The organism is Mumia flava, assembly GCF_002797495.1.
Taxonomy (GTDB): Bacteria; Actinomycetota; Actinomycetes; order Propionibacteriales; family Nocardioidaceae; genus Mumia; species Mumia flava.
Window position 1 is genome coordinate 602,554 of record NZ_PGEZ01000001.1, and the last position, 15,665, is coordinate 618,218.

Consider the following 15,665-nt stretch of genomic DNA (forward strand, 5'->3'; position numbering starts at 1 on the left):
GTGGTTCTGCGAGGAATCTTCACCCGGGAGCACCCGCGCGTCTGCCGATTCGTCCGACGTGACAGGTTTGTCATCGAACGGAGACACCGACCGCCGGCTCCCGGGGACGCCGTGGACGTTCAGGAGGGGTACGCGGTGGCGCCCAGACCGCGACCGCCGGCCCGGAACGCCGCGGGAGCGTGCAGCACACACGTCTGCACGTGCTCGAGGATCCCCTCGTCGCCGTACTCGCGGCCCCAGCCGGAGCGCTTCACACCGCCGAACGGTGCGCGCAGCGACAGACCGGTGCGGTTGTGGGTGTTCACGAAGGTGAAGCCCGCGTCGAGCCGGGCGCCGACCGCGAACGCGCGGTCCTCGTCCGCGGACCACACCGAGGCCCCCAGACCGAGGTCCCCCGCGTTCGCACGACCGACCGCCTCGTCGAGGGTGTCGAAGGCCAGCACCGGCAGCGTCGGTCCGAACTGCTCGACGGCCACGACCGCGTCGGTGTCCGAGGCACCGAGCACGAGCGTGGGCCGCACGAACCAGCCCGCCGCCAGGTCGGTACCCGGATCCACCGAGCCGAGCTCGGTGACGTCCGCTCCGCCGGCGCGCGCCGCACCGACGAGGTCCTCGACCCGGCGGGCCGACGGCTCGGAGACCACCGGACCCATGGTCACGCCGTCGTGGAGGGGGTCACCGGTCCGCAGCAGCCGGCCGGCCGCCGCCCGCAGCCCGTCGACGACCTCGTCGTAGCGCGACCGGTGGACGTAGAGCCGCTTGAGCGCCATGCACACCTGACCGCTGGTCGCGAACGCCGCCATCACCATCCGCTCGAGGGACCCGTCGTCGAGCACGGCGTCGTCCAGCACGAGCGCCGGGTCGTTGCCGCCGAGCTCGAGCAACGACGGCGTCAGCGCCCGTGCCGCCGTCGCCGCGATCGCGCGACCCGCCGTCTCGCCACCGGTGAACGCGACCCGGTCGACCCCCGGGTGCCCGACGAGCGCGGTCGCGGTCGACGCGTGCCCGTGCACGACCTGGAGGCAGCCCTCCGGAAGCACCTCGCCCATCCGCCCCACGAAGCGCTCGACGGCGAACGGAGCCAGGGGCGACGGCTTGACCACGATCGCGTTGCCACCGACGAGCGCCGGCGCCACCTTGAGCGCGGCCAGCACGACCGGCGCGTTCCACGGCGTGACGGCCCCCACGACTCCGTACGGCCGGTGCCGCCGCACCAGCCGACCGTCCTCGTCGTCGGTGACGCCGTCGACGAGCAGCGCCTCGCCGCGGTCGGCCGCCCAGCGCAGGACGGCCAGCGAGAACGTGATCTCGCCACGGCAGTCGGGCAGCGGCTTGCCGGTCTCGCGGGCCATCAGCTCGGCGAGCGCCTCGACGTCGGACGCGAGCAGGTCCGAGGCCACCCGCAGCAGGCGGGCGCGCTCCGGCACCGGCTGCCGGCTCCAGACCGCCTGGGCGTCCCGTGCGCGACGGACGGCAGCGTCGACGTCGTCCGGACCGGTCGTCGCGAGCCGGCCGACCACCTCGATGGTCCGGGCCGGGTTCTCGCGGACGACCGTCTCCGCAGCGACGGCCGCGGCCGACGCCCGCGGCGCCGGAGCTCCGGACGTCACCCGGCCGCCTCGGCCGCGGGACGGGGCCGCAGGGAGTCGATCATCGACGTGCGCAGCAGGTACGAGCGCGCCGCAGCGGGGTCGGCCGCGAGCGCCCGCAGCTCCGCGTGGTGTGCGGCGCGCGCCCGCGGGTCGGACTCACGCAGCTGCTTCCAGTTGTCGTGCGTCACGGTCCTGACGTAGGACCGTGCGACCTCGCGGCGCCGCGCGAGGACCGCGTCGAGCTCGTCGACGCCCGCGCGGCCGTCGAGCAGGTCCGCCAACGCACCCGACACCAGCACGGCGTCGTGGACGCCGCTGTTCATCCCCATCCCGCCGAGCGGGTTGTTGACGTGAGCGGCGTCGCCCACCAGGATCGCCGGGCCGACCCGGAAGGTGCTCGCGACCCGCTGGTGGACCGCGTAGAGCGACGAGTGCAGGACGTCCCAGTCCCGTCCGAGGTCAGCGACCCGGCGCAGCCGCTCCTGCACCCGGGCGGGGGCGACCTCGGCTTCGGCCGGGCTCTCGGGATCGGTCGGGAACAGGATCCGCCAGTGCTCGGGAGTCCGCAGCAGCACGAGCCACTCACGGGGGTCGAAGACGTAGTTCACGTCGGCGATCCCCGGCAGCGCGGCGCTCAGGTCCTCGGTGGTCGAGACGACGAGGAACCGCTCCGGGTACGTGAGCCCCTCGAACGCGGCACCGATCGCCTTGCGCACGCGCGAGCCGGCGCCGTCGGCACCGACGACCCAGTCCGCGGTCCAGGTCCGTCCCGTCGCCGAGGTCACGCTGGCGGTCGCGCCCTCGATCGTCACGCCCGTCACCGGCTCGCCGAGCTCCAGGGCGCAGCCGGCGTGCCGCAGCAGGGCCTCGGCCAGGATCGGCGTCAGCTTGCTCTGCTCGCACTGCACCCGGAACGGGTAGCGGGTCTCGTCGGCGAGCAGCCCGAGGTCGAGCTCGGCGATCGGGCCGTCGGTGCGGTCGCGGTACTGGAACCGCTGGGACTCGATCCCGACCGACCGCAGGGCGTCGAGGACCCCGAGGTCGTCGAGCATCTCCAGCGTCGGGGGGTGGTACGTGCTCGCCCGCGACTCGGACGACAGCTGCGTACCCGCCTCCAGCACGGTCACGGCGTGGCCCGCACGAGCGAGGCTCAGGGCGGAGGTCAGGCCGACCGGACCCGCCCCGACCACGAGGATCCGCTCACTCATCCTCGGCTTCCTTCCTCGACGGAGCCGGCTGCGTAGAGCTGCTCCAGACCGAGCTGCTCGTCCAGGCCGAGCAGCGCCGTCAGGTCGTCCCACGGCCAGCGCGCAACGTCCTCGGCCGTTCCGCGCGCCGCGATCGCCGCGTACGTGTCGGCGATCGCGCGGGTCGCGGCCAGCAGGGCGGAGACCGGGTGGATCATCAGCCGCACGCCGACGGCGGCGAGCTCGGCGTCGGTCTCCGTGCCGCCGGCCGCCGCGGCTTCCGACCGGTTCAGCACGAACGGGACGGCCGGGCCGAGCGCGTCACGCACCCTCGCCAGCGTCGCCAGGTCGGCGCCCTCGACGAAGACCGCGTCGGCGCCGACCTCGACGAAGGCAGCGGCCCGCCGGACGACCGAGTCCGGGCCCTCGACCGACAGCGCGTCGGTGCGCGCCACGACCACCGTGCCGGTGCCCGCGTCGACCGCGGCCCGCACCCGCGCCGCCGCCTCGTCCACGTCGACCACGGCCTTGCCGGTCATGTGCCCGCACCGCTTCGGCGCGACCTGGTCCTCCAGGTGCAGCCCGGCGATCCCGGCCGCGGCGTAGACCCGGGTCGTCTCGCGGGCCTGCAGCGCGCTGCCGTACCCGGTGTCGGCGTCGGCCAGCAGCGGCAGGTCGCTCAGCGCCGGGACCACGTCGCGGGCCCGCGCGGCGATCTGGCTGCCGTGCACGTAGCCCAGGTCCGGGAGTCCGAGGCCGACGGCGGAGGCGACCGCGCCCGAGAGGCAGGCCGCCCGCGCCCCCGAGGCGACCGCGAGACGCGCGGTGACCGCGTCGTGCACGCCCGGCAGGTGGACCACCGTGTCGCCGGCGAGCAGGGTGCGCAGCCGCTGGGCGGCCGCGGTCATCGTCCGTGCAGCGCGAAGCTGCCCTCGACGCCGACGACCCTCGCTCCGGTGAAGCACCGGATGGTCTCCACGGTGCCTTCCTCTCCCGCGCCGGACATCCCCCAGGCCGGTCGCGGCGTCATGAGGTGCAGGCTCATGATCGACGACCCGTTCACCTTGACCTCGCCGGCCTCGATGCGCCGGGCGACGGCGAGCGCGCGGTCGGTGTCCGTGCCCACGACGTACCCCTCCAGCCCGTACGCCGTGCCGTTGGCGATCGCGAGCGCCTCCTGCTCGTCGCCGTAGGAGTGCACGGTCGCGACCGGCCCGAAGATCTCCTCGGTCGCCGCGTCGGGGTCCAGCCCGGTGACCAGGGCCGGCGCCAGGAAGCTCCCGCCGGCGTCGGGAACCGTGGTCGCGGTCCGCACGGTGCCTCCGGCGGCCTCGAGGTCGGCGAGCGTCGTCCGCAGCCGCCGCAGGTGGGAGGAGTGGGCGATCGGACCGAGATCGGTCCGCTCGTCGAGGGGGTCGCCGGCGCTCAGGTCGGCCAGCCGGGAGAGCGCCCGCTCGACGACCTCGTCGTGCCGGTCGGCCGGCACGACCAGGCGACCCAGCGCCCGGCACCACTGACCGTTCATCGTGGTGAGCAGGTCGACCGCGGCATGTGCGGCGTCCTCGGGGTCGGCATCCGGCATCACGACCAGCGGGTTGTTGCCGCCGAGCTCGAGCTGGAGGCCGGCCAGGCGCCCGGTGGTCGCCGCCGCGACGGCGGCACCGCCGACCTTGCCGCCGGTGAAGGACACCGCACGGACGCGAGGGTCCGCCACGAGCTGCGCTCCGACCTCCGCGCCGCCCTGGACCAGCTGGAAGACCCCGGGGTCGATCCCGGCGTCGGCGAGCACGCCGGCCACGACGGTCGCGAGCACGGTCGTCGCGTACGGTGCGTACTCGCTCGGCTTCAGGATCGTCGGGCAGCCCGCTGCGAGGGCGCTGGCGACCTTGTGCGCGGCCATCGGGGCCGGCGCGTTCCACGGGACGAGGCAGACCGCGGGGCCGAGCGGGAGCCGCAGCACCTCGGTGCGACGGCCGGTGGCCTCGTCGACCTGCTCCTCGGAGAGGACCCCGGCACGCAGCATCTGGGCCGCGAGCGCGAAGGCGCCCGGCACGATCATCCCGACGACACCGGTCTGACGGACCGGGACGCCGGTCGCGAACGCCTCCAGCCCGGTGATGCGGGGCAGCTCGTGCTCGAGCGCCGCCGCGATCGCCTCGAGCAGCTCGGCGCGCCGCTGCGCCGGGACCGACGACCAGGCGCCGCTGTTGTGCGCGTCCCACGCGGCGGCGAGGGCATCCTCGACCACCACCTCGTCGCTGAGCGCGGCCGGCGCGAGCGGCGTGCCGCGGTAGGGGTCCTCGAGGACGACCGCGAGCCTCCGCGAGACCGGTCGTACCCGACCGGCGACCACGTCGACGGCGTCGGGCAGCGCGACGTTCACCAGAGCCTCGCCGGTGGTCGTCATGCCCTCTCCTTGCGGTCCATCGCGTCCTGGGTGGTCAGGCCCAGCCAGGACTCGTCGTCGACGAGCATCTGGGCCAGGTCGAGCCGTCCCCGTTCGGCCGGGAACGCCTGGACCAGGCCCATCGCCGTGTCGCGCACGGCACGGCCGATCGTGTTGTCCATCAGCGCACCCGACGTCCCACACATCTTCATCGACGCGATCGCCACGGCGAAGGCGTTCTCGCAGATTGCCCCCTTCGCCAGCTTCCAGCTCTTGACGACGTCGGGCTTCGGGAGGATCGGAGGATCGCTCGCCTCCAGCTCGACCTGCCTGCGCAGCCACAGGTGCATGTCGCCGAGCCGTTGCTGGGCCTCGCCGATCAGGGCCTGGTGCATCGGACTGGACGCGATCGGCTTGCCGGTGTCGGCGAAACGCGCGTTCATCGTGCGGTCGAAGGCGAAGTCCCACGCTCCCTGGGCGACACCGGCGTAGATCGCGGCGATCGCCACCTGGTTGCCGACCCAGGAGCCGCGCGACAGGGTGGTGGCGCGCGCGAAGCCGCCGGGGACCGCGAGCGCGTCGGCCGCCGGGACGAACGTGTCCTCCATCACCAGGCCGTGGTTGTCGGAGGCCCGCATGCCGAGGCCGTTCCACTGCTGGCGCGGACGGATGCCCTCGGAGTCGCGGGCGACCAGGAAGAGCGAGATCGCGTCGAGCCCGTCGACGTCCGAGCGTCGTGCGGTGACCAGGTAGTAGTCGGCGGTCCCGGACAGGCAGCCGAACGACTTCTCCCCGTTGAGCAACCACCCACCGTCGGTCGGGGTCGCGGTGGTCGAGATCAGCACGTTGGCGTTGCTCGCCTTGGGTGCCTCGCTGGCGAAGTTCGCCAGGCAGCTCGTGTCGCGGCCCATCAGGTAGAGCACCCGCTCGGCGAAGGTCCGGACCTCGTCGGCCTCGTCCTCGCCGTAGAGGCCCGCGTCGAGCGCAGCCAGCGGCAGGAGCCCGCGAGAGGAGGCCGAGCAGTGGAAGAAGTAGGCGAGAGCCGTCGACCCGCACACGGTGCCGAGCGCGTAGGTGGTCGCGGCGAGGTCGCGCAGTCCGCCGCCGAGGCCGCCGAACTCCTGCGGCACGACCAGGCCGAGGAGACCCGCGTCGGCGAGCAGCTTGACGTGGCCCGTGGGGAACTCGCCCCGCGCGTCGGCGTCCTGAGCAGCGTCGCGGACGGCGGGGAGGATCGACTCGACCCGCTCGGCGCGGGCGCGCTCGTCGGGGTCGAGGTCGTCCAGGAGGTACTCGGCGGTCAGCATGGCCGTCATCAGCTCCTACAGGGTCGGCAGGGGGGCAGGGTCGGTCGTGGTGAGGCCGGAGCCGACCGCGACCGAGGAGGTGCGCGAGACGCGCTCGCGCACCTGGCGGACAAGGGTGTCGAGGGTCGAGGGGTCGACCGGTGTCGTCACGTCGAGCGTGCCGAGCAGGCGGACCAGGTCCTCGGTCGCCACGGCGCCGTCGAGGCCGCCGAGCGTCGTGTCGAAGTGGTGCACACCGGACTTCAGCGCCGTGAGCACGTTGACCAGGCCGAGCCTGTCGTTGTCGCGCAGCCGGAGCCGCAGCGGGACCGGGCGCGCCAGCCCGACCGAGTCCTGGAGCAGCGCCCTCACCTGCAGCGGGGTCGCCGACCCGGTCGTGTCGTCGAGACAGACCTCGGTCGCGTCGGCGGACAGCAGCCTGTCGATCGCCGCCAGCGTCTCGTCGACCCGCTCGTCGGCGAACACGTCGCTCAGCACGACCACCCGCTGGTCGGCGCCGGGGGTCGAGGCGAAGTGCCCGAGCAGGTCGCAGGCACGGCGGACCGAGCGCAGGTCACGGGCGCTCGCCCGGGTCTCCAGCACGCTGACGCCACGATCGGCCGCCTGTCGCGCCTGCAGCCGGGACTCGACCAGCGCACTCCCCTCGATCCGCCCGTCACCGGGCCGCGACGGGCCGTCGTGCCAGGCCAGGTTCTCCAACGAGGCCGTGCCGGTCAGGTCGGCGACCCGGACGCGGATCCCGCTGCGCCGCACCCGGTGGGCCGTGCGGCGGACCTCCTCGCCACTCTGCCCGTGCTGGAGCAACGACGGCACCAGGCCGCTGTCGGCGAGCGTCGCCACGTCCGGGAGCACGTCCGCGAACTGGCCCCAGCCGCGGGAGTGGAAGAGCAGCGGCGCCGTGCGGCGCGCAGCGCGGCCGGAGAGGACCTCACCGACGAAGATCGTGTGGTCACCGCCCGGGTAGGCGTGCACCACGCGGCAGTCGAGCCAGCCGAGGGCAGAGTCGAGCAGCGGGACGCCGGTCGAGGCCGTCGACCAGCTCTCGCCGGCGAAGCGGTCCTCGGCGTCGGTCATGCCGGCGAACCGCCGCGCGACGTCCGCCTGGTCCTTCGCGAGGACGCTGATCCCGAAGACGCCGCCGCGCTCGACGAGTCCGTGGCTGTAGAGCTTGCGGTCGAGACAGATCGACACCAGAGGCGGGTCGAGGCTCACGCTCGAGAACGAGCTCGCCGTCATCCCGTGACGCACGCCGTCGACGACCGTGGTGACGACGGTGACGCCGCTGGGCCACTGGGCCAGCACGTCACGGAACATCGAAGCCTCGACCAAGGGGACCACCTCCTGTGCGTGGTAGAGAATATACAATATCTGATTGACCGAGCGCCATGCCTTTCGCCACATGACACGAATGCAACGCCCGGGTGACGGAGGTGCAAGAATCTATGATGTAGACGACTGATCCGCATCGCACCTGTCCGTAACGCAGAGGAGCACCCGCATGGCACGACGCAGCCGATCCAGCCGGACGTCCCGGCCGATCGCCCACGTCTCACTCGTCGACCGCGTCACCGACGAGCTGCGCGCCTCGATCCTCACGGGCGAGATCCAGCCCGGTTCGTCGGTCTCGATCGTCGAGCTCTGCGAGCTGTACGACGTGAGCCACATCCCCGTACGCGAGGCCCTGCGGCGCCTGGAGAGCGAAGGGATCGTGAGCCTGCGCCCCGGTCGCTCCGCTCTCGTCGCGGCGCTGAGCGCCGACGACCTCACCGACATCTACCGGCTGCGCCGCCTGATCGAGGGTGACCTCGCGCTCCAGGCCGGTCGGACGATGACGCCGGAGCTGCTCGCGGAGGCCGAGGAGGCCCTCGAGGAGTACGTCTCGATCGAGCGTGAGCCGGCGACGCTCGCGGCCGCGCACCACGCCTTCCACGAGACCCTGCTCGCCGACGTCATGGGCAACGTCGACAAGAACGTGCTGGAGCTCCTGTGGCACTCGGCCGACCGCTACCTCCACCTGCTGATGTCCAGCCTCGACCAGTCGCCCGAGACCCAGGAGCAGCGGATCAACGAGCACCGCGAGCTGCTCGAGCTCGCGAAGGTGCGCGACGCGGAGGGCTTCCGCGACTCCTGGATCAACCATCTCAACGGCAGCGAGCAGGCTCTGCACGCCGCGCTCGAGGCCCGCAGCGACGTGGCGGACTCGGCCTGATCGCCGCCGCCCGGAGGCCGACGGACGACGGAGGCCCGGTCACCAGGTGGTGACCGGGCCTCCGTGCTTCCGGGCCCGACCCGTGAACGCGGGCCCGGAAGCTCAGTCGGTCGCTCCGCGACGCAGCAGCCGGTCGAGACCGAAGCCGGCGGCTGCCACGACCGCGCAGCCGAGCAGCCCGGCCGCCGCGCCGGAGATCCGTGCGTCGGAGACTCCGCCGACGACGTAGTCCGCCGTCGGCAGGCCCGCGAGCAGGTGCGGCGTCGCGGCGGCGTCGAACCCGAGCCGACCCGCGACGAACTCCAGCCCGTCCGGGCTGCCCGACGCCGCGAGCGAGACCGCTCCGGCCAGGACCGCCGCTACCGCCAGCGCGACCCAGATGAACGTCCGGGTGGAGATCCGCGCGGCGCTCATGCCACGACCTGCTCGGCCGAACGGTCCCGCGCCGCGGGCGCGAGGTCGTCGGCACCGCGGACCAGGTCGGGACGCAGGGCCATCACGCCCGCCAGCACCGCGCCCGTGACGAGCGCCTCGCCGAGCCCGATCAGGCTGTGCCACCCGACCATCGCCGCGACCAGGTCCGGGAGGGCCACGTCGTGGGTGCCGCCGATCGCGTACAGGGCCGCGAACGCCAGCGCACAGGCGGGCACCGAGACCAGCGCACCGAGCGCGCCCGCGACCGGGACCGAGGCGGGCCGGCGCGGGAGCACGGCCCGCGCGAGCCGGAAGACACCCCAGCCGACCGCCACGCCGACGCCGGCCATCAGGACGACGTTGGCACCGAGCGCGGTGATGCCCCCGTCCGCGAACAGCACCGCCTGGACCGTCAGGACGAGCGTGATGCTGAGCACCGCCGCCCAGGGCCCCAGCAGAACGGCCGCGAGCGCGGCGCCGATCAGGTGTCCGCTCGTCCCGCTCCCCACTGCGAAGTTGACCATCTGGGCGGCGAAGACGAACGTCGTGACGAGTCCGATCATGCCGGCGGCGTGCTGCTGGTGGTGCTCACGTCGGGCGCGGGTGAACGCCTGCCCGACGATCGCGGTCGCGGCGATCGTCGTGGCCACGGCGGTCGGGGCGTCGAAGTATCCATCGGGGACGTGCATGTCGAGACCTTTCAGTCGGACGGGGTTGCGTTCGGACAGGATTCGGGTGCGGGGCTCACGGGCGCGCTCACGCGCCGGCCCTGCTCGGACCGGCGGCAGCGTGGGGCCGGACGAGCACCGCGGCCAGGTCCCAGGGCCGTCCGTCGACCACGTCGGTGCCCCGGGTGACCATCCGGTTGGTCGCACAGGCCGGACGGAGCACGGCGCTGGTCACCGGAGCGCGCGCGAGGACGGGGTCGGGCCGGCTGATCACGCCGGCGAACGGGTTGGCCCAGGACGCCCAGAGCGTGAAGTCGGACGAGAGACCGACCAGCATGCCGGCGCCATGGGGACCCGGACGGGAGGCGACCGCGAGATTCAGCCGGTTCTCCGCGGCACGCTCGAGCAGCATCAGGTCGAGGTCCCGCGCGGCGGTGGTCGTGAAAGGGACGGCGACCACGTCGGCGTCGGCCAGCGCCGCGAGCCGGAAGGTCTCGGGATAGAGGGCGTCGTCGCCGACGACCACGGCGAGCCGGCCCCAGGGCACGTCGACCACGGTCACGGAGTCCCCGAGCTCGCAGACCCAGTCCTCGTGCCGCGCGCTCGCGTGCAGCTGCGGCTGGCGCAGGACCACGCCGGAGGCGTCCGCCGCGAGGCCGAGGTGGGTGCCGCCGTCCCGCTCGGACCACACGGCGACGGCATCGGTGCCGTCGAGTGCCTCGACGACGTCGGCGAGGCCGAACGCGCCGGCGCCGCCGGCGGCGGGGACGCGCCCGTCCGACCACGCCGCGAGCTCAGGGAGCACCACCAGGCGAGCACCGCCGGCGACCGCGGAGCGCAGTCCGGCGAGCGCGTCGTCGCCGGGTCCGGGGCAGACCACCGCCGCCGTGAGCGCAGCGGCGCCGGCCGGCGCCGTACGACCGCGCGGGGCCTCGACGATCGGCCGGTAGAGCTCGGGCCTGCGCCCTGCCATCGGGTCGGTGCCGTCCGGCCGTGCCTTGGCGTCGGCGAGGGCCACGTCGATGTCGGCGACGACGACCGCCTCGCCGGCCCGCGGCGCGATCGCGACGACCGTCCCGTCGGGCGCCACGATCTGGCTCTCCCCTGCTCCGTGCAGCATGTCGACCGGGACCCCGACGCCGGCGGCGACCGCGTGGATGCTGTGGTCGGGCACGAGCGGGCCGACCTTGTTCGCGGCGACGACCCAGACGCCGTTCTCGACCGCGCGCACCGGTACGTGCAGGCTCGCCTCGTCGAGGGCGAAGGAGTTGACGCTGTTCAGCAGGATCTGCGCCCCGTCGACCGCGAGCATGCGCGGCGTCTCGTAGATCACCCCGTCCATGCACGAGTACAACCCGATCCGTCCGAGCGGTGTCTCGACCACGGGCGAGGGTGCGGTCGCGGGGTCCAGATGGTCTCGCTCGCTCCCCATCAGGACCTGCTTGTCGCTGGTCGCGAGGACCCCGCCGTCCGGGCCGATCAGGACGTTGGTCCCCGTCGTCCGTCCGTCCGCGCGGGCCAGCGTGCAGTTGACCATGAGGTGGATGCCGTGGCGGGCTGCCAGCTCGGCGAGGGTCGTCACGAACGGTCCGTCGAGCGTCTCCGCCATCCGCCGCGCGTGGGCCCGGTCGGTGTACCACGAGACGTGGTTCCCGAACTCGGGGAGAACGACCAGCTCAGCGCCCCGGGCCACGGCGTCGGAGACGAGCCGGACGGCGGCGGCGAGGTTCTCCTCGACGTCCTCGGTGGCGGCGAGCTGCACGGCGGCAACACGAACTGTCATGGGCAAACCATATATCCTTCTATGATTTTCCCCTAGACTTTCGCCCAACCCGATCAGGGTGAGAGGAGCCAGACGTGAGCGAGCACCCCCCGCAGGACCCCGAGGCACCGGGAGCAGCGACGGAGGCGACCCCCGGCGACGCCGGTGGGGCCGGCGGACGCACGGCCCGGCTGAACGCCTTCGCCGGACGCGGGGAGACCCTCGTGCCGTTGGACCGGCCCGCTCCCTTCGGATGGTGGGCAGCGGCCGTGGTCGCCCTGGTCGCCTTCATCGACCGTGTCGAGGTGAACCTCGTCGCCGGTGCGCTCCCGGCGATCCAGGACCACTTCGGCTTCAGCGACACCTGGGCGGGCGCGATCCCGACGGCCGCGGCCGTCGCCGGCGTGGTTCTCCTGCTCCCGGCGGGACGGCTCGCCGACACCGGGCGGCGCACCGGCATCATCGCGCTGGTCGTCCTCGCCTGGGCCGTCTGCTCGGTGCTCAGCGGCCTGGCGACGACGTTCGCGCTGTTCTTCGTCACCCGGATCATGCTCGGTGCCGCGGGCCAGCTGTACAACCCCCCGGCCTCCAGCCTGCTCGCCGACTACTACCCAGGCCAGGCGCGCGGCAAGGCGTACGGCCTGGAGCGAGCCGGCTACTACCTCGGTCTGCCGGTCGGCGTCGCGCTCGGAGGCGCCGTGGCGGACGCGCTCGGGTGGCGGGCGGTGTTCTTCGTGATCGCGGTGCCCGGCGTGCTCGTCGCGCTGCTCGTCCTCACGCTCCGCGAGCCGATCCGGGGCATCGGCGACCGGATCGATCGTCTGCGGGCCCGCACGAACGCGGACCCGTCGGCACCGGAGTCCGAGGTCGAACGATCGGTCCGCGCGGGCGTCGTCGCGGAGGCCCGGGCCCTGCTGCGGATCCGGACCCTGCGGGGTGTGATCATCAGCCTCGCGCTGCTCTACCTCGGGCTCGGCGGACTGTTCTACTGGCTGCCGACGCTGCTCGAGCGGACCGAGTCGCTGGCGTACGACACCGCGGCCGGCCTCGCCGGGGCCGTCGGCGGGACCGGGATCGTGATCGGCATCCTCCTCGGCAGTCGGATCGGCGACCGGTTCCACGGGGTGCGGGACGGGTGGCGGATCCGGGTCAGCCTGGTCTTCCTGCTGCTCGGCGCGATCTCCATCACCGCCGTCGTGCTGCTGCCCGGCCTCGGCCTTCGGATCGCCCTCGTCGCACTGGCGTGCGTCGGCTTCGCCGGAGCGATCCCGAACCTCACGGCCGCATCCGCCGACGTCGTGCCGGCCGACCAGCGCGGGATCGGGTTCGCACTCGTCCAGTTCCTCCTGACGCTCGGCGGCGCGGTCGGCCCGTTGCTGATCGGCGCCGTCTCCGACGCCACCGGGTCGATCAACACCGCGTTCCTGGCGCTCGTTCCGCCGCTGTTCGCGAGCGTGCTCGTGCTGCGGTTCGCTGCGACGTCCTACGACAGCGACGCCGAGCGCGCGCTGGCGGGCCGCTGAGCGCACGCGACGCCCGCCGTACGCGGGAACGACGAAGGGGGCCGCCCGGCGGGCAGCCCCCTTCCTGCGTCGCCTGGGAGCTCAGTCCCAGCGGCGCACCACCACGTCGCCGGCGAGCCCGGGGGCGCGCTCTCCGGCGGCGAGGTGGAACCAGCGCCCCTCGCCGGGGCTGATCAGGTCGACCTCGACCTCGAAGGTGGTCAGGGTCGAGCCGTCGACCACCTCGACCGAGCCGGACAGGCCCGGCGTCGCCGGCCGCACGACTCCGGGCTCGAGCGGCCGGAGGCTCACCTCGCCCGGCTCGTCGGACTCGGTCGGGCTCCAGCCACCTGCGGCGCCGCTGAACCACACGACTGCCCTGGTCTCCTCGGGCGTCGCGGTCGCCGACCGGGTCGCCCGCGGCGTGACGACGAGCATGGTCCCGGGGGTGCAGGTCCGGCCGCTCATCGCGAGCGCGCCGGACAGGACCACCATCTCCTCGCCCGCGGGCTGGTGCCCGGTGATCGTGCGCTCCCAGCCCGCCGGGAAGCGGACCAGCACGGCTCGTCGGGTCGCGTCGGCCGACTGGTAGAGCATCACCAGCTCGGCCTTCTGGTCCGCTCCGGCCGGCGCGAAGCCGATCCACTCCACGTCGTCGTCTCTGAGGTCCTGCTCGATCATCGTGCTGCTCCTTCTGCGGGGGCGGGACGGGTCCGGCGCACGTACGCGAGCGCGTCGTCGAGGCCGACCACGTCGGCGTACTTGGCGTCGAGGTCGAAGAGGTTGCGCTCGTGGATCTGGGCGGTGCGGTCGCCGCAGGCGTCGGCGACCACGAGCGGCCGGAAGCCGTGCTGGAGCGCGTCGGTCGCGCTGGCCCGGACGCATCCGCTCGTCGAGAACCCGGCGATCAGCACGGTGTCGATCCCCCAGGCGTTCAGCGTGGAGGCCAGCGAGGTGCCGAAGAACGCCGAGGCGTACTGCTTGGAGACGACGACCTCACCGTCCTGCGGCGCCGGGTCGTCGGGGAAGCGCGCCATCGGCGATCCTTCCTCGAACGCCGCCAGCGCCGGCACCTTGACCCGGAACAGGCCGCCGTCGGCGCCGCCGCGCACGAGCCGCACCTCGGTGAAGACCACCGGGACGCCGGCCGTGCGAGCCTCGGCGACCAGGTCCGCCGTCGCCCGACGGGCCGCCTCGAACCGCCCGCCCGAGTCGGACAGCGGCGAGTCCGGGTCGAGGTAGGCCTCGACCACGTCGACCACCAGGACCGCTGGACGGACGCCCGCGCCGAGCCGGCCGAGGAACCCGGCTCCGCGGTAGTCGGCCCCGGGATCGACCCCGCGGTCGCTGTCGGCGGGCATCAGATCACCCCGGCCGCACCCAGCGCCGCGCGCTCGTCGGCGTCCAGGCCGAGCAGGTCGCCGTACACCGCCTCGTTGTGCTCCCCCAGCGTCGGACCGGTCCAGCGGACGCTGCCCGGCGTCGCCGAGAGGCGGGGAACGACGTTCGGCATCGCCAACGTCCCGAACGTCGGGTCCGGCACGCGCACCACCGCGTCGCGGGCGGCGTAGTGCGGGTCGGCGAGCATGTCCTCGGCGCGGAAGATCCGCCCGGCAGGGACGCCCGCCTCGTGCAGCAGGTCGAGCAGCGCATCCGCGTCGTGCTTGGCGGTCCAGTCCGCGATCCGCTGGTCGAGCTCCTCCTGGTGGGAGCCCCGCGCACCGTGGGTCGCGTACGCAGGGAGCTCGGCCAGCTCCGGCTCGCCCATGGTCGCGGCGAGCCGGCGGAACACGGTGTCCTGGTTCGCGGCGATCAGGATCGCGTGCCCGTCCGCGGTCGGATAGACGTTGCTCGGTGCGACGTTCGGCAGGATCGGGCCGGTCCGCTCGCGCTGGTAGCCGGCGACGTCCCACTCCGTCACGAGGCTCTCGGTCATCGCGAGCACCGCCTCGTAGATCGCGCTGTCGACGACCTGCCCCTGACCGGTGCGCTCGCGGTGGAGCAGCGCGGCCAGCGTCCCGACCGTCGCGTGGGTGGCGGCCAGCGAGTCGCCGATCGACAGGCCGGTGCGCGACGGCGGACGGTCCGGCTCGCCGGTGATGTAGCGCAGTCCTCCCATCGCCTCGCCGATGGAGCCGTACCCGGCGCGCCCGGAGTACGGCCCGGTCTGGCCGTAGCCGCTGACCCGGACGAGGATGATCCCGGGGTTGTGCTCGCGCAGGCGGTCGTAGTCGAGGTTCCAGCGCTCCAGCGTGCCCGGACGGAAGTTCTCGAGGACGACGTCGGCGTGCTCGACGAGGCGCAGGAACAGCCGCTGGCCCTCCTCGCGTCGCAGGTCGAGGGTCACCGATCGCTTGTTGCGCGCGACCACCGGCCACCACAGCGAGTGACCGTGCGGCTTCTCGCGTCCCCACTGACGCATCGGGTCGCCCGAGCCCGGGGGCTCGACCTTCACGACGTCGGCCCCCAGGTCACCCATCAGCTGACCGGCGAACGGGCCGGCCAGGAGCTGACCGGCCTCCACGACGCGCACCCCGGCGAGAGGCCCGGGCGTCTCCTCGATTGGCATGGGTAGATCGTATATCAGATAGACTCTACGGCATAGAGCAACCCGAGGGAGAACGACCGACCCCGGACC

At 73.6% G+C, this 15,665-nt stretch carries 14 protein-coding genes; 2 read left to right on the plus strand and 12 right to left on the minus strand.

Annotated elements, in window-relative coordinates; genetic code table 11:
- Positions 1 to 119: 119 nt before the first annotated feature.
- The 6 genes from CLV56_RS02865 to CLV56_RS02890 are packed head-to-tail and all read right to left on the minus strand — an operon-like array spanning position 120 to position 7,873.
- Positions 120 to 1,610 (minus strand): aldehyde dehydrogenase family protein, encoded by a 1,491-nt coding sequence (locus CLV56_RS02865; RefSeq protein ID WP_100414360.1) that lies wholly within the window; start codon positions 1,608 to 1,610, stop codon positions 120 to 122.
- Positions 1,607 to 2,800 carry an FAD-dependent oxidoreductase gene (locus tag CLV56_RS02870; protein ID WP_039348664.1) on the minus strand — a complete coding sequence of 398 codons (1,194 nt, stop codon included), beginning with the start codon at positions 2,798 to 2,800 and terminating at the stop codon, positions 1,607 to 1,609. Before CLV56_RS02870 ends, CLV56_RS02865 begins: the two co-directional genes overlap by 4 nt.
- The gene (locus CLV56_RS02875; protein ID WP_039348662.1) at positions 2,797 to 3,687 is read right to left on the minus strand and encodes an isocitrate lyase/PEP mutase family protein; all 891 of its coding nucleotides are present in this window, start codon (positions 3,685 to 3,687) and stop codon (positions 2,797 to 2,799) included. Before CLV56_RS02875 ends, CLV56_RS02870 begins: the two co-directional genes overlap by 4 nt.
- Complete coding sequence (locus CLV56_RS02880) at positions 3,684 to 5,186, minus strand: aldehyde dehydrogenase family protein (RefSeq protein ID WP_039348659.1); 1,503 nt, start codon at positions 5,184 to 5,186, stop codon at positions 3,684 to 3,686. The genes CLV56_RS02875 and CLV56_RS02880 overlap by 4 nt, the downstream gene beginning before the upstream one ends.
- Positions 5,183 to 6,481, minus strand: a complete 1,299-nt coding sequence (locus CLV56_RS02885; protein ID WP_039348656.1) for an acyl-CoA dehydrogenase family protein — start codon at positions 6,479 to 6,481, stop codon at positions 5,183 to 5,185. Before CLV56_RS02885 ends, CLV56_RS02880 begins: the two co-directional genes overlap by 4 nt.
- Positions 6,482 to 6,487: 6 nt before the next feature.
- Positions 6,488 to 7,873: a flavin reductase gene (locus CLV56_RS02890; RefSeq protein WP_100414361.1), complete on the minus strand. Its 1,386-nt coding sequence runs from the start codon at positions 7,871 to 7,873 to the stop codon at positions 6,488 to 6,490.
- 97 nt (positions 7,874 to 7,970) lie between these two features.
- Between CLV56_RS02890 and CLV56_RS02895 the strand changes: the two genes are divergently transcribed.
- On the plus strand, positions 7,971 to 8,681 hold the full coding sequence (locus CLV56_RS02895; protein WP_100414362.1) for a GntR family transcriptional regulator: 711 nt from the start codon (positions 7,971 to 7,973) through the stop codon (positions 8,679 to 8,681).
- 102 nt (positions 8,682 to 8,783) lie between these two features.
- Here CLV56_RS02895 and CLV56_RS02900 read toward each other — a convergent pair whose 3' ends face one another.
- The 3 genes from CLV56_RS02900 to CLV56_RS02910 form a co-directional block, all read right to left on the minus strand.
- Positions 8,784 to 9,095, minus strand: coding sequence for a PDGLE domain-containing protein (locus CLV56_RS02900; protein ID WP_039348653.1), 312 nt, complete (start codon positions 9,093 to 9,095; stop codon positions 8,784 to 8,786).
- Positions 9,092 to 9,784, minus strand: coding sequence for an energy-coupling factor ABC transporter permease (locus tag CLV56_RS02905; protein WP_039348652.1), 693 nt, complete (start codon positions 9,782 to 9,784; stop codon positions 9,092 to 9,094). Before CLV56_RS02905 ends, CLV56_RS02900 begins: the two co-directional genes overlap by 4 nt.
- A gap of 67 nt (positions 9,785 to 9,851) precedes the next feature.
- Positions 9,852 to 11,546, minus strand: coding sequence for a nitrilase-related carbon-nitrogen hydrolase (locus CLV56_RS02910; protein WP_100414363.1), 1,695 nt, complete (start codon positions 11,544 to 11,546; stop codon positions 9,852 to 9,854).
- Positions 11,547 to 11,620: 74 nt separating this feature from the next.
- Here CLV56_RS02910 and CLV56_RS02915 point away from each other — a divergent pair, with 74 nt between their 5' ends.
- The gene (locus CLV56_RS02915; protein WP_039348649.1) at positions 11,621 to 13,048 is read left to right on the plus strand and encodes an MFS transporter; all 1,428 of its coding nucleotides are present in this window, start codon (positions 11,621 to 11,623) and stop codon (positions 13,046 to 13,048) included.
- 81 nt (positions 13,049 to 13,129) lie between these two features.
- Here CLV56_RS02915 and CLV56_RS02920 read toward each other — a convergent pair whose 3' ends face one another.
- The 3 genes from CLV56_RS02920 to CLV56_RS02930 are packed head-to-tail and all read right to left on the minus strand — an operon-like array spanning position 13,130 to position 15,596.
- A complete protein-coding gene (locus tag CLV56_RS02920) occupies positions 13,130 to 13,708 on the minus strand; it encodes a hypothetical protein (protein ID WP_039348646.1) in 579 nt (192 codons plus the stop codon).
- Positions 13,705 to 14,388, minus strand: a complete 684-nt coding sequence (locus CLV56_RS02925) for an isochorismatase family protein (protein ID WP_100414364.1) — start codon at positions 14,386 to 14,388, stop codon at positions 13,705 to 13,707. Before CLV56_RS02925 ends, CLV56_RS02920 begins: the two co-directional genes overlap by 4 nt.
- Positions 14,388 to 15,596, minus strand: a complete 1,209-nt coding sequence (locus CLV56_RS02930) for a CaiB/BaiF CoA transferase family protein (RefSeq protein ID WP_039348643.1) — start codon at positions 15,594 to 15,596, stop codon at positions 14,388 to 14,390. The genes CLV56_RS02925 and CLV56_RS02930 overlap by 1 nt, the downstream gene beginning before the upstream one ends.
- Positions 15,597 to 15,665 lie beyond the last annotated feature (69 nt).